Genomic DNA, 12,804 nt, shown 5'->3' on the forward strand with positions numbered 1-12,804 from the left:
TTGCTCCCCCGCGTAAGGCTGCCGAGCGTGGCCCAGCAGGGGCGCCCGGCCGCCGTGCGCGGCGCGGCGCGGCGGCCAACCCGTGCGGCAGCGGCGGAAGGCTCAGCCCTCGTAAAAGACCCGCTCCACCACGCCTCGCGCCCGTCGCGTCGTGCGCCGGTAGTCCTCGATCAACTCGCCCGCGTGTCCGGGTCCGTAGCCCAGATAGCGCCCGACCCCGGCCAGTTCCCGGCCCTCGGCCGGGAAGGTGTCGCCAGGGCGGCCGCGTACCAGCATCACCGCGTTGCGGACGCGCGTGGCCAGCAGCCAGGCCTCGTCCAGGACCTGGGCGTCCTCCGCCGCGAGCAGCTCCGCCTCGGCGGCGGCCGCCAGCGCCGCCCTGGTCCTCGTCGTACGCAGCCCGGCGACCTCGTGGCCGTGCCGCAGCTGCAGCAGCTGCACCGTCCACTCCACATCCGACAGGCCGCCGCGGCCCAGCTTCGCGTGCAGTGTCGGGTCCGCGCCGCGCGGCAGTCGCTCCGCCTCCATCCGGGCCTTGAGGCGGCGAATGTCGCGGACTCCGTCCGCGCCGAGGCCGGACGCGGGGTAGCGCAGCGGGTCGATGAGCTCGACGAAGCGTCGGCCGAGCCCTTCGTCGCCGGCCACCGGCTCGGCGCGCAGCAGGGCCTGGCTCTCCCAGACGAGGGACCAGCGGCGGTAGTACGCGGCGTAGGACGCGAGCGTGCGCACCAGCGGGCCGCTCTTGCCCTCCGGGCGCAGGTCGGCGTCGATGAGCAGGGGCGGGTCGGCGGTGGGGAGCTGGAGCAGCCGGCGCAGCTCGTTGGCGACGGCGAACGCGGCCTGGGCGGCCTCCTCGTCGGCGACGCCTTCGCGCGGTTCGTGCACGAAGAGCACGTCGGCGTCGGACCCGTAACCGAGCTCGTGGCCGCCGAAGCGCCCCATGCCGATGACGGCGAAACGGGTCGGCAGCTCGTCGCCCCACCGGGCGCGCACGGCGGCGCGCAGCGCGCCCGCGATGGTGGCGGCGTTGATGTCGCTGATCGCGTCCCCTGTACGGTCCACCGCGGTGGCGGCGGGCCCGCTGACCAGTCCGGTGCCGGTTTGCTCGGGGACCGCCCCCACCGGCTGCCCGTACGCCTGAATGATGTCCGCCGCCGCGCTCCGGAACAGCTCGCGCCGCCGCACCCCGCGCACCGCCGCCACCGCCGACTCCGGGTCGGGGTGGCGGCCGACGGCGGCCATCACCTCCTGCTCCAGGGCCGCGCGGGAGCGGGCGCGCAGGCCCTGCTCGTCGCCGAGGAGCGCCACCGCCTCCGGGGCGCGCAGCAGCAGGTCGGGGGCGAAGCGGCCGGCCGACAGCACCCGGGCGAGGTTCTCCGCCGCGGCGCCCTCGTCGCGCAGCAGCCGCAGGTACCACGGAGTCTTGCCGAGGGCGTCCGATACCTGGCGGAAGTTGAAGAGACCCGCGTCCGGGTCGGCCGAGTCGCCGAACCAGCCGAGCATCACCGGCAGCAGCGTCCGCTGGATCGCCGCCTTGCGGCTCATCCCGGAGGCGAGCGCCTCCAGGTGGCGCAGCGCGGCGGCGGGGTCGGCGTAGCCGAGGGCCTCGAGTCGCTGGCTGGCCGCGGCCGCGGTGAGGTGCGCCTCGCCGGGGGTGAGGCGGGCGACGGCGTCGAGCAGCGGGCGGTAGAAGAGCTTCTCGTGCAGCCGGCGCACCTCGCGCGCGTGCCGCCGCCAGGCCCGCCGCAGCTCGGTGGCCGGATCGCCGCGGAAGCCCATCGAGCGGCCGAGCCGGCGCACCTCGCTCGCGCTCTCCGGCATCAGGTGGGTGCGGCGCAGCTTCTGCAGCTGGATGGCGTGTTCCATCGAGCGGAGGAATCGATACGCCTCGTCGAGCGAAGCCGCGTCCGTCCGGCCGACGTAGCCGCCCGCGGCGAGCGCCTCCAGGGCGACCAGCGTCGTGCCGCTGCGCAGGCTCTCGTCCCCGCGGCCGTGCACCAACTGCAGCAGCTGCACGGCGAACTCCACGTCCCGCAGCCCGCCAGGCCCGAGCTTCAGCTCGCGCTCGAGCTGCGCGGCCGGGATGTTGTCGACCACGCGGCGGCGCATCTGCTGCACGTCGGTGACGAAGTTCTCCCGCTCGGCGGCGTGCCAGACGAGCGGCTCGACGGCGTCGACGTAGGCCTTCCCGAGCTCGGTGTCGCCGGCCATCGGCCGGGCCTTGAGCAGCGCCTGGAACTCCCAGGTCTTGGCCCAGCGCTGGTAGTACGCGAGGTGGCTCGACAGCGTCCGCACCAGCGGCCCGTTGCGGCCCTCGGGGCGGAGGTTGGCGTCGACCTGCCAGATCGTGCCCTCCGCGGTGGTGTCGGAGCACAGCCGCATCAGCCGGGCGGCGAGCCGGGTGGCGGCCTGCAGCGCCTTGCCCTCGTCCGTATCGCCGCGGGCCTCGGCGACGAAGATGACGTCCACGTCCGATACGTAATTGAGCTCGCGGCCGCCGCACTTGCCCATGCCGATCACGGCCAGCCGGCAGGCGGAGCTGTCCTCCGGCGCCTCCTCGGCGGCGATCTCCAGCGCCGCGCGCACGGTGGCGGTGGCGAGGTCGGCGAGTTCGGCGGCGGTCTCGGCGACGTCGGTGGTGCCGCAGACGTCGCGCGCGGCGATGCCGAGCATCGCCCGGCGGTAGGCGATGCGCAGCGCGTCGGGGCGGGGCAGCGCGGCGCCGCGCTCGCCCCAGACGCCCTCGGCGAGCGCCTGCTCGAACTCGCCGGTGGCCGGGTGCAGATCGGCCGACTCGTACGTGACCAGGGACTCCCAGTCGTCCGGGTGCCGGGCGAGGTGGTCGGCGAGCGCCTCGGAGGCGCCGAGGACGCCGAGGAGGCGGTCGCGGAGCGGCTTCGCGGAGGTGACGGTGTCCAGCAGCACCCCGCGCTGGTCGTCCGGGAGCGCCTCGGCGAGCCGTACGAGACCGAGCAACGCCTGGTCCGGGTCGGCGGTGGCGCCGAGGGCGTCGAGCAGCACCGGGTCGGACTGCGCGGCGGCGAGGGCGGGCGCGGCGAGGAGGCGGTCCGCGGCGGCGGTGTCGGTGAACCCGTGCCGGACGAGGCGGGTGACGGTGGAGCGGCGTCCTCCCTGCGGGTTGGCCATGCGGCCGGCCTCCTCGTTGATCGCGGCTGAATTGGTCGCGGCTGATCGTCGCGGGTTACCACTTTCCCACCTCGCGCGGTGGGCGCCGTAGCCCGGCGTCCGATCGCGACGCAGGCGGCGCACTGAAAGGAACTTATGCCGCATCGTGGTAAATACGGTGCATGTCCTACCCGGGAAGCCTGCTCCTCATCATGGCCGCCGCCGTGCTCGCCCCCCTCCTCGCCCACGGAGCCGGCCGCTGGGTGCGGATCCCGCTGGTCATCTTCGAGATCCTGCTCGGCATCCTGATCGGCCCCGACGTACTCGGCTGGGCGAAGGGGGACGAGGTCACCGACGCGCTCTCCCACCTCGGCCTCTCCATGCTGATCTTCCTCGCCGGGTACGAGATCCAGTTCGACGCCGTCCGCGGCGACACCCTGCGCCGCTCGGTGCGGGCCTGGGTGGTCACGCTCGCCCTCGGCATCGGGATCGCGTTCGCGCTGACCGGCGCGGACTCCGCGAAGAGCTTCGTCATCGGCACGGCGCTCACCAGCACCGCCCTCGGCGCGATCCTGCCGATCCTGGCGGACAGCGGGGATCTGCGCGGCCGCTTCGGCAACGTGGTGATGGCGATGGGCTCGGTCGGCGAGTTCGGCCCCATCATCGCCATGGCGCTGCTGCTCAGCGGCCGCAAGCCGGCGGCGTCCGCGGCGCTGCTCATCGCGTTCGCCGCGGTCACGGTGGCGGCCGTCTTCTGGGCGCTGCGGCCCAAGCCGCCCTGGTTCGCGCAGATCGTCACCAAGACGCTGCGCACCAGCGGCCAGTTCGCGGTCCGCTACGTCATGCTGCTGCTGGTCGCCATGCTGGCGCTCGCCCACAGCTTCGGCCTCGACGCCCTGCTGGGCGCGTTCGCCGCGGGTCTGCTGACGCGGCTGGTGCTGCACGGCTCCGCCCCGGAGGCCGCCGAGGAGGTGCTCGGCAAGGTCGAGGCGATGGGCTACGGCTTCCTGGTGCCGCTGTTCTTCGTCGTCACCGGCATCGAGTTCGACCTCGCCGCGCTGCTGGACGGCGGCCGCGCCCTGCTGCTGCTCCCCGTCTTCCTGCTGCTCTTCCTCGTCGTCCGCGGCCTGCCGGTCTACGCCCTCGCCCCACGCGACCTGAACCGCACCGACCGCACCGCGCTCACCTTCTACGCCGCCACCTGCCTGCCCCTGGTCGTCGCCATCACGGCCATCGGCCTGGACCAGAAGGTGCTCGGCTCGGGCGAGGCCGCGGCGCTGGTCGGCGCCTCGATGATCTCGGTCCTGGTCTTCCCGCTGATCGCCCTCAAGCTCCGTACCGGGGAAGGCGCGGCACAGCGTCCGACGAGCCGGGATGTGGAGGAAGAAGCCTGGTGACCTACAGAACCGGGAGGCTCTTCCGCAGTTCGAAGGCCGTGACCTCGCTCCGGTACTCCTCCCACTCCTGCTTCTTATTCCGCAGGAAGAAGTCGAAGACATGCTCGCCGAGCGTCTCCGCGACCAGCTCGCTGTTCTCCATCAGGCCGATCGCCTCGCCGAGGTTCTGCGGCAGCGGCTGGATGCCCATCGCGCGGCGCTCGGCATCGGTGAGCGCCCACACGTCGTCCTCGGCGCCGGCCGGGAGCTCGTAGCCCTCCTCGACGCCCTTCAGGCCCGCGGCGAGCAGGACGGCGTAGGCGAGGTACGGGTTGCAGCCGGAGTCGAGGGAGCGGACCTCGATGCGGGTGGAGCCGGTCTTGCCCGGCTTGTAGAGCGGGACGCGGACGAGGGCCGAGCGGTTGTTGTGGCCCCAGCAGATGTACGAGGGGGCCTCGCCGCCCTGCCCTGCGGTGCGCTGTGAGCCGCCCCAGATGCGCTTGTAGGAGTTCACCCACTGGTTGGTGACGGCCGCGATCTCCGCGGAGTGCTGCAGCAGCCCGGCGATGAAGGACCGGCCGACCTTGGAGAGCTGGAACTCCGAGCCGCTCTCGTGGAAGGCGTTCCGGTCGCCCTCGAAGAGGGACAGGTGTGTGTGCATCCCTGACCCGGGGTGCTCGGAGAACGGCTTCGGCATGAAGGTCGCCTGCACCCCCTGCTCCAGTGCGACCTGCTTCATGACCAGCCGGAACGTCATGATGTTGTCGGCGGTCGACAGCGCGTCCGCGTACCGCAGGTCGATCTCCTGCTGCCCGGGCGCGCCCTCGTGGTGGGAGAACTCCACCGAGATGCCCATCGACTCCAGCATCGTGATCGCCTGGCGGCGGAAGTCCATGCCGACGTTCTGCGGCGTGTGGTCGAAGTACCCGGACGAGTCGGCCGGCACCGGCGGGCGCCCGTCGACGGGCTTGTCCTTCAGCAGGAAGAACTCGATCTCGGGGTGGGTGTAGAAGGTGAAGCCCAGATCGGACGTCTTCGCCAGGATCCGCTTCAGCACGTAGCGCGGGTCGGCGAAGGACGGCGACCCGTCCGGCATCAGGATGTCGCAGAACATCCGGGCCGTGCCGGGGGACTCCGCGCGCCACGGCAGTATCTGGAAGGTCCCCGGGTCCGGCTTCGCGATCATGTCGGACTCGTGCACCCGGGCGAAGCCCTCGATCGCCGAACCGTCGAAGCCGATGCCCTCGTCGAAGGCCTGCTCCAGCTCGGCGGGCGCGACGGCGACGGACTTCAGGAAGCCCAGCACATCGGTGAACCACAGCCGTACGAAGCGGATGTCGCGCTCCTCGAGCGTTCGGAGCACGAATTCCTGCTGCTTCTCCATGGTCCACATCCTTGCAGGTCAGACAGTGTCACGGGCGGCCGCGGGGCCCACCAGTATCACGGTACGGAGTTTCGCCCGCGTTTCGGAGGCCGGTGGCCCCCGGGGCCATTGTGGAACACCTACCCACATGGCGGCCCAGTGGGCCGGGGAACTCGTCGTTTCCGGCGCGCGTCCCACCAGGCATGACCATCACAATCGGGGAAGAGATCATGCTGCTGTCGCTGGACGACGAGTCCGGCGCGGCCAAGGACCGCCAGTCCGCCGGATGGGCGGTGGCCGGCGGGATCCTGCTCGATCTCGTGCTGGCCGGCCGGGTCCGGGTGGCCGGCGGGCGGATGTCGGTGACCGACCCGGCGCCCACCGGCACCGGACTGCTGGACGAGCGACTGAAGCTGATCGCGGCCTGGGCGGCAAAGGCCGGCGGCAAGCCGCCCAAGGCCAAGGCGTGGCTGACCAAGGACCACGACAAGGCCGTGCAGGCCACGATCGACAGCCTCCGCGCACGCGGCCTGGTCACCGAGGAGACCCGCAAGATGCTCGGGCTCTTCGCCGTACGCCGCTACCCGGAAGCGGACGGCTCCGTCGAGCGCGAGCTGCGCGACCGGCTGGCCGCCGCGGTGCTGCACGGCGCGGACCCGGACGAGCGCACCGCCGGTCTGATCGCCCTGCTGCACGCGGCCAAGCTGCACCGCCTGGCCTTCCCCGGGCTGCCGCCGAAGCAGGTGTCGCCGCGCATGGCCGAGATCGCGGACGGCCAGTGGGCGGGCGAGAGCGTACGGGCCGCGCTGCAGGACATGCAGACGATGCTGACCGTGGTGACGGTCACGGCGGTCAGCTGACACCGGCGCCGGGGCGCACGTTGTGGTTGCCGGCGAACAGGTTCTGCGGGTCGTAGCGCCGCTTGATCTCCGCCAGCCGCTCGTACGTCCGCCCCGGGTAGACCGCCGCGACGTCCTCCTCCGTCGCGCCGGCGAGGAAGTTCGCGTACGCCCCCTGGATGTGCGGTGCCAGCCGCTCCCAGACCGCTCGCAGCGCCGGCTGGGCGGCGGCCACCACCGGCTCCGGGCCGCCGGTCGTCGTCACCACCATCAGCTCCGCCTGCCGGTGCGCGTACGCCGTCGCGTCGGCGGGGACCTCGGCCACCGCGCCGCCCACGCTGCGGACGGCGATGAACGGCGAGCCCTGCTCGGACCCGACCTCGGCGAGGATGCGCAGCAGCCCCGGCGCCGACTCCGCGGAGGCGAAGGCGCTGCGGGTGACGAAGCGCAGGCCCGGCGGCGGCGTGGCGGCGTCCTCGAGCGTGTCCGCGTACGGCTTCAGCCGCACCTCGTCGGCGGTCAGCGTGCCCAGCCGCCGCAGCGGGTCGATCGCCGCGGCCGCCCCGGCGTCATCGTCGCCGTCGAAGGCCACGTGCAGCTCGACCGGCGCCTCAGGCCCGCCCGCGAAGGGGTTGGCGAAGCTCGCGACGGACGTGAGCTCCGCCGGGGCCGTACGCATATACGCCGCCCAGCCCTGCAGCACCGCCGCCGCCTCCGCCGCCGGGAAGGCGAGCCGGCCGTGGAAGACGTCCGTCGTCGGGTGCGCGGTGAAGTCCAGGGCGGTCACCACGCCGAAGTTGCCGCCGCCGCCGCGGATCGCCCAGAAGAGCTCCGGGTGCTCCGTGGCGCTCGCCCGGACGACCTCACCGGCCGCCGTGACCAGCTCGACGGCCACCAGATTGTCGAGCGCCAGGCCGTACTTCCTGACCTTCCAGCCGATGCCGCCGGTCAGCGTGAGACCGGCGACGCCCACGCCCTTGTTGTCGCCCGAGGAGATCGCCAGGCCGTGCGGGGCGAGGGCGGCGGCGACGTGGCCCCAGGTGGCGCCGCCGCCGATGCGGACGAGGTGGCGGTCGGGGTCGAGGATCTCGACGTCGGCGAGCTCGCCGAGGTCGATGACGACGCCGCCGTCGTTGGTGCCGAAGCCCGCGAAGGCGTGTCCGCCGCCGCGCACGGCCAGTTCCAGGCCGGTACCGGCGGCGAAGCCGACCGCCGCCCGCACGTCGCCGGTGTCCTTGGGGCGCAGCACGTAGGCGGGGCTGCCCGCCGCCAGGACCGAGCCGCTCACGGAGTCGTAGGCCGCGGCGCCCGGCTCGATGATGTCGCCGCCGAAGACGCGGCGCAGGGTCTCGAGTTCGTGGTGAAGAGTCATGCCCCTTCGATGCCGGCCGCCCGGCCTCTGTGACAGCCCGCAGATGTGACACACGTCACCATTGGGCGGCTGTCACATGCGGCCGGTGGCCGGCGTCTTGCGTGTATGACACGAACCATGGACCCCGCCACCGCGGCCTTCGTCAGCCACCGCAACCTCCTCTTCACCGTCGCGTACGAGATGCTCGGCTCCGCCGCCGACGCCGAGGACGTGCTGCAGGAGACCTGGCTGCGCTGGTCGGGCGTCGACCTGGACGAGGTCAGGGACCAGCGCGCCTATCTCGTACGGATCACCACCCGCCAGTCGCTGACCCGGCTGCGCACCCTCGGCCGCCGCAAGGAGGCCTACTTCGGCCCCTGGCTGCCCGAGCCGCTGCTGACCGCGCCCGACGTGGCCGAGGACGTCGAGCTCGCCGACAGCGTCTCGATGGCGATGCTGCTGGTGCTGGAGACGCTGCAGCCGACCGAGCGGGCAGTGTTCGTGCTGCGCGAGGTGTTCGACCTCGGGTACGACGAGATCGCCGAGGCCGTCGACAAGAGCCAGGCCGCGGTGCGGCAGATCGCGCACCGGGCGCGGGCGCACGTCGCCGCCCGGCGGCCGCGCGGGACCGTCTCCGCAGCCGAGACGAAGGACGCCCTGGCGGCCTTCCAGCACGCGGTCGAGACCGGCGATCTGCAGGGCCTGCTGGACCGGCTCGCGCCGGACGTCGTCTTCCTCGGCGACGGCGGCGGGGTCGTAGAGGCGCTGCCGGAGCCGGTGGTGGGCGCCGACAAGGTGGCCGCCTTCCTCTCCGCGGGCCGACTGAGGGGCCGCCCCGGCGTGGGCGTGGAGCTGGTGCAGGTCAACGGCTATCCGGCGCTGGTCATCCGGCTGGCGGGCGAGCTGGACACCGTCCTGGCGATGCGCCTCGACGACGGCCTGATCACCGGCCTGTACGCGGTGCGCAACCCGGAGAAGCTGTCGCGGCTGGACGACGAGACGGTGCTCAGCCGCTGAGCGCGGAGCGCACGCGGTCGGCCGTCTCCTCCGCGTGCGCCTCGTCGCGGTACGTGGTCCGCGGCCAGAAGAAGCCGCGCAGCCCGTCCTTCCGGTTGCGCGGCACCACGTGGACGTGGAGGTGCGGCACGGACTGGCTGATCCTGTTGTTCATCGCCACGAACGTCCCGGCCGCCGCCATGCCCCGCTCCACCGCCCCGGCGATCTCCTGCACCCGGGCGAAGAACGGGCCGACGCCGGCGGCCGGCAGATCGGTGAGGGTCTCGATGTGCCGCCGCGGCAGCACGAGGGTGTGGCCGGGGAAGAGCGGCCGGGTATCGAGGAACGCCACCGCGTCGTCGTCCTCGTAGACGCGATACGCGGGCAGCTCGGCGGCGGCGATACGGCAGAACAGGCACTCCACCCGGCCAGTGAATCAGGCCCGGGGCGGGCAGATGCACCGGACGCGGCCGCAATGCGGGCACACCGGCACCAATTCATCTGACTTGTCACATCTGGGCTTCTTCGGCTTCATGCCCTCAACCTGCCTCGCGGAGGTAATAGTTCCGTGAGAGCCATCTGGGGATTGGATCAGCAACGGGCCGCCCGGACCATTGTCTAGTCCACTTCGTGTGGCTAGCGTGCCGCGGATGACGGAACTGAGCAGACGCGCACTCCTGGGAACGGCCGGGGCCATCGGGGCGGGAACCGCCCTCGGTGGCCCCCTATATGTCGCGTCGTTTGCCTCGGCGGAGGATCAGGGTGTGGCCATCGAACCTGCACAGGACGCCCTCCACCGGCTGCTGCCCGATCACGCGGGCCAGTTCCACCTGCGCGGACTCGCCGGCAGCGGCGACCGCTTCCAGGTCGGCGGCAAGACCGGCGCGATCGAGGTGGCGGGCACCACGCCCGCCGTGCTGCTCGCCGGTGTGCACTGGTATCTGAAGTATGTCTGCAATGCCCATATCTCCTGGTCGGGAAGCCAGTTGCGGCTCCCGAAGCGGCTGCCCGCGCCGCCGCGCGCGCTGGAGCGCTCGGCCACGGTCCGCGACCGCTTCTTCCTCAACGACACCCATGACGGCTATACGGGCCCGTACCACTCCTGGACGCAATGGGAGCGGCTGATCGACGTCATGGCGCTGCACGGCGTCAACCAGGTGCTGGTCACGCCCGGCCAGGAGGCCGTCTACCACCGGCTGCTGAAGGACTTCGGCTACAGCGACACGGAGTCGCGGACGTGGATTCCGGCGCCTTCGCACCAGCCGTGGTGGCTGCTGCAGAACATGAGCGAGTTCGGCGGGCCGGTCTCGACGGCCGGTCTCGCCAAGCGCGTCGACCTCGGCAAGAAGATCGTCCGGCGGCTGCGCGAGCTCGGCATGGCGCCCGTGCTCCCCGGCTACTTCGGCACCGTCCCGACCGACTTCGCCAAGCGCAACAGCGGCGCCCGCACCATCCCGCAGGGCACCTGGAACGCGCTGCAGCGCCCCGACTGGCTCGACCCGCGCACCGACATCTTCCGCGAGGTCGCGGCCTCGTTCTACCGCCACCAGACCGAACTCTTCGGCCGCGCAGGGCACTTCAAGATGGACCTCCTGCACGAGGGCGGCGCCGCCGGCGACGTGCCCGTACCCGAGGCCGCCAAGGCCGTGCAGACCGCGCTGGACCGGGCGCACGCGGGCGCGACCTGGGTGATCCTCGGCTGGCAGGCGAACCCGCGGCCCGAGCTGCTGCAGGGCGTCGACAGGCAGCGGATGCTGATCGTCGACGGCCTCTCCGACATCGACACGGTCACCGACCGGGAGAAGGACTGGGGCGGCACCCCGTACGCCTTCGGCACCATCCCCAACTTCGGCGGCCGCACGACGCTGGGCGCGAAGGCGCACAACTGGACCAAGCGCTTCACCGCCTGGCGCGACAAGGACGGCAGCGCGCTGGTGGGCACGGCCTATATGCCGGAGGCCTCCGACCGCGACCCGGCCGCCTTCGAGCTGTTCAGCGAGCTGGCGTGGCGCGAGGAGGCCATCGACCGGCCGAGCTGGTTCGCCGGTTATGCCCGCTTCCGGTACGGCGGCGAGGACGCGGCCGCGGGAAGATCGGCGGCCGCGCTGCGGGCGACGGCTTACGAGCTGCGCACCGCGGACGGCCGCCCGTACGACTCGATCTTCACCGGACGGCCCAGCCTGACGACGGCGTCGACGACCTACGACGGCGCCTTCGACCAGCCGGTCTTCGACGGCGCGCTGGCCGGGCTGCTGGGGGTGGCGGCGGGCCTGCGCGACTCCGACGCCTACCGGCACGACCTCGCCGACTTCGCCCGGCAGTCCCTCGCCAACCGCTCGCGGGTGCTGCTGCCGCAGCTCAACGACGCGTACAAGCGCAAGGATCTGGCTGAATTCCGGAAGCTCAAGGCGCTGTGGCTGCGGCTGATGCGGCTCGGCGAGGAGATCGCGGGCGCGCACCAGGCCTTCCTCGTCGGCCCCTGGCTGCAGGACGCCAAGCGCTTCGCGACCAGCGCCGCCGAGGCGAAGACCTTCGAGTGGACGGCCCGCGTCCTGCTCACCACTTGGGCGGGCCCGACGACCGCCGGCTCCCCCGGCAACCTCGCCGACTACGCCAACCGCGACTGGCAGGGCGTCTACGCCGACCTGTACATCCCGCGCTGGCAGGCGCTGCTCGACGAGTACGAGGACGCCCTCGCCGCCGGCCGCGCGCCGCAGGCGATCGACTGGTACGCGATGGAGTCGGCCTGGACGAAGCAGACCACCACCTACCCGGTGCGGCCGACGACCGACGCCCTGCGGGCGGCGACGCGGGTCCGCGACACCCTGGCCACCACCCCGTACCAGGGCACGGTGAAGGTGACGACGAACCCGCCGGCGCTCGCCCCGGGCGCGACCGGCCAACTCACCGCCGCCTTCCGCAACGAGAACGGCTTCGCCCCGACCGGGCAGGTGGTGCTGAAGCTGACCGGGCTGGACGTGACACCCGGCGAGACGCAGTCGGTCGAGTCGGTCGCGGCGGCGGGCAAGGCGGACGTGGTCTGGGAGGTCACCGGCCCGCAGACCGAGCTGAAGAAGCCGCTGCAGGAGCAGCCGTACGAGCTGAGCGTCACGCACGGCCCTGCGGGCGGCGAGCAGGCGACGCTGACTCGCAAGGGCAACTACTTCCTCGCCGGACCCCTGGACCCGGAGCTGAAGACCTTCACCAACAACGCCGCCGTCTTCGGGCAGCTCGACGACCGCTTCGCGATCGAGGGCGCCGGGCGCGACCTGTGGAAGGGCAACGCCGAGTTCGGCACGGTCTACCGCGTCGGGGCGGTCAAGGACGGCACGGTGATCACGGTGAAGGTGGACGCGCAGGAGAACACGGCCGCCTGGGCACGCTGCGGCATCATCGTCCGCAACGACCTCTCCGACCCGGCCTCGCACGGCTTCGTGAACCTCGCCGTGACGCCGTCGAACGGCGTGGTCCTGTCGTACGACACCAACGCCGACGGCACCGTGGACACGTACAAGCGGGTCACCGGGGTCAAGGCCCCGGTGACGCTGCGGCTGACCCGGGCCGGGTCGTCCTTCAAGGGCGAGCTGTCCACGGACGACGGGGCGACCTGGCGCCAGGTGGAGGTGCCCTCGGTCCCGGTGACGGACGTGGCGACGACGCAGGACGTGGGCCTCTTCATGAGCGCGGTGAACCAGACGACACGCGGACTGGTGGAGTTCAGCGGCTGGAAGTTGACGTCCTCCCCCAGCTGAG

Annotated in this window: 8 protein-coding genes; 4 read left to right on the top strand and 4 right to left on the bottom strand. The window is 72.5% G+C overall.

The window, feature by feature from the left end; genetic code table 11:
- Positions 1 to 102 precede the first annotated feature (102 nt).
- On the bottom strand, positions 103 to 3,147 hold the full coding sequence (locus tag G5C51_RS19850; protein WP_165239241.1) for a bifunctional [glutamine synthetase] adenylyltransferase/[glutamine synthetase]-adenylyl-L-tyrosine phosphorylase: 3,045 nt from the start codon (positions 3,145 to 3,147) through the stop codon (positions 103 to 105).
- Positions 3,148 to 3,308: 161 nt separating this feature from the next.
- Between G5C51_RS19850 and G5C51_RS19855 the strand changes: the two genes are divergently transcribed.
- A complete protein-coding gene (locus G5C51_RS19855) occupies positions 3,309 to 4,523 on the top strand; it encodes a cation:proton antiporter (RefSeq protein ID WP_165239243.1) in 1,215 nt (404 codons plus the stop codon).
- A 1-nt stretch (position 4,524) separates the two neighbouring features.
- On the opposite strand, the gene G5C51_RS19860 is transcribed toward G5C51_RS19855, so the two are convergent.
- Complete coding sequence (locus G5C51_RS19860) at positions 4,525 to 5,886, bottom strand: glutamine synthetase family protein (protein WP_165239245.1); 1,362 nt, start codon at positions 5,884 to 5,886, stop codon at positions 4,525 to 4,527.
- A gap of 182 nt (positions 5,887 to 6,068) precedes the next feature.
- Between G5C51_RS19860 and G5C51_RS19865 the strand changes: the two genes are divergently transcribed.
- On the top strand, positions 6,069 to 6,725 hold the full coding sequence (locus G5C51_RS19865) for a GOLPH3/VPS74 family protein (protein WP_165239247.1): 657 nt from the start codon (positions 6,069 to 6,071) through the stop codon (positions 6,723 to 6,725).
- Here G5C51_RS19865 and G5C51_RS19870 read toward each other — a convergent pair.
- The gene (locus G5C51_RS19870) at positions 6,718 to 8,076 is read right to left on the bottom strand and encodes an FAD-binding oxidoreductase (RefSeq protein WP_165239249.1); all 1,359 of its coding nucleotides are present in this window, start codon (positions 8,074 to 8,076) and stop codon (positions 6,718 to 6,720) included. The genes G5C51_RS19865 and G5C51_RS19870 overlap by 8 nt on opposite strands.
- Positions 8,077 to 8,181: 105 nt before the next feature.
- Between G5C51_RS19870 and G5C51_RS19875 the strand changes: the two genes are divergently transcribed.
- Complete coding sequence (locus G5C51_RS19875) at positions 8,182 to 9,072, top strand: RNA polymerase sigma-70 factor (protein WP_165239251.1); 891 nt, start codon at positions 8,182 to 8,184, stop codon at positions 9,070 to 9,072.
- Here the strand turns inward: G5C51_RS19875 and G5C51_RS19880 are convergent.
- The gene (locus G5C51_RS19880) at positions 9,062 to 9,475 is read right to left on the bottom strand and encodes an HIT domain-containing protein (protein ID WP_165239253.1); all 414 of its coding nucleotides are present in this window, start codon (positions 9,473 to 9,475) and stop codon (positions 9,062 to 9,064) included. The two genes, G5C51_RS19875 and G5C51_RS19880, sit on opposite strands and share 11 nt — an antisense overlap.
- 226 nt (positions 9,476 to 9,701) lie before the next feature.
- On the opposite strand from G5C51_RS19880, the gene G5C51_RS19885 reads away from it, so the two are divergent.
- Positions 9,702 to 12,803 carry an alpha-N-acetylglucosaminidase gene (locus G5C51_RS19885; protein WP_165239254.1) on the top strand — a complete coding sequence of 1,034 codons (3,102 nt, stop codon included), beginning with the start codon at positions 9,702 to 9,704 and terminating at the stop codon, positions 12,801 to 12,803.
- Position 12,804: the final 1 nt, after the last annotated feature.

Source organism: Streptomyces coryli (assembly GCF_011044975.1).
Classification (GTDB): Bacteria; Actinomycetota; Actinomycetes; order Streptomycetales; family Streptomycetaceae; genus Streptomyces; species Streptomyces coryli.

Bases quoted from the DNA above. Each gene is read 5' to 3' on its own strand.
- G5C51_RS19855 (WP_165239243.1), top strand. From the start codon at position 3,309: ATGTCCTACCCGGGAAGCCTGCTCCTCATCATGGCCGCCGCCGTGCTC.
- G5C51_RS19885 (WP_165239254.1), top strand. From the start codon at position 9,702: ATGACGGAACTGAGCAGACGCGCACTCCTGGGAACGGCCGGGGCCATC.
- G5C51_RS19860 (WP_165239245.1), bottom strand. From the start codon at position 5,886: ATGGAGAAGCAGCAGGAATTCGTGCTCCGAACGCTCGAGGAGCGCGAC.
- G5C51_RS19865 (WP_165239247.1), top strand. From the start codon at position 6,069: ATGACCATCACAATCGGGGAAGAGATCATGCTGCTGTCGCTGGACGAC.
- G5C51_RS19850 (WP_165239241.1), bottom strand. From the start codon at position 3,147: ATGGCCAACCCGCAGGGAGGACGCCGCTCCACCGTCACCCGCCTCGTC.
- G5C51_RS19870 (WP_165239249.1), bottom strand. From the start codon at position 8,076: ATGACTCTTCACCACGAACTCGAGACCCTGCGCCGCGTCTTCGGCGGC.
- G5C51_RS19875 (WP_165239251.1), top strand. From the start codon at position 8,182: ATGACACGAACCATGGACCCCGCCACCGCGGCCTTCGTCAGCCACCGC.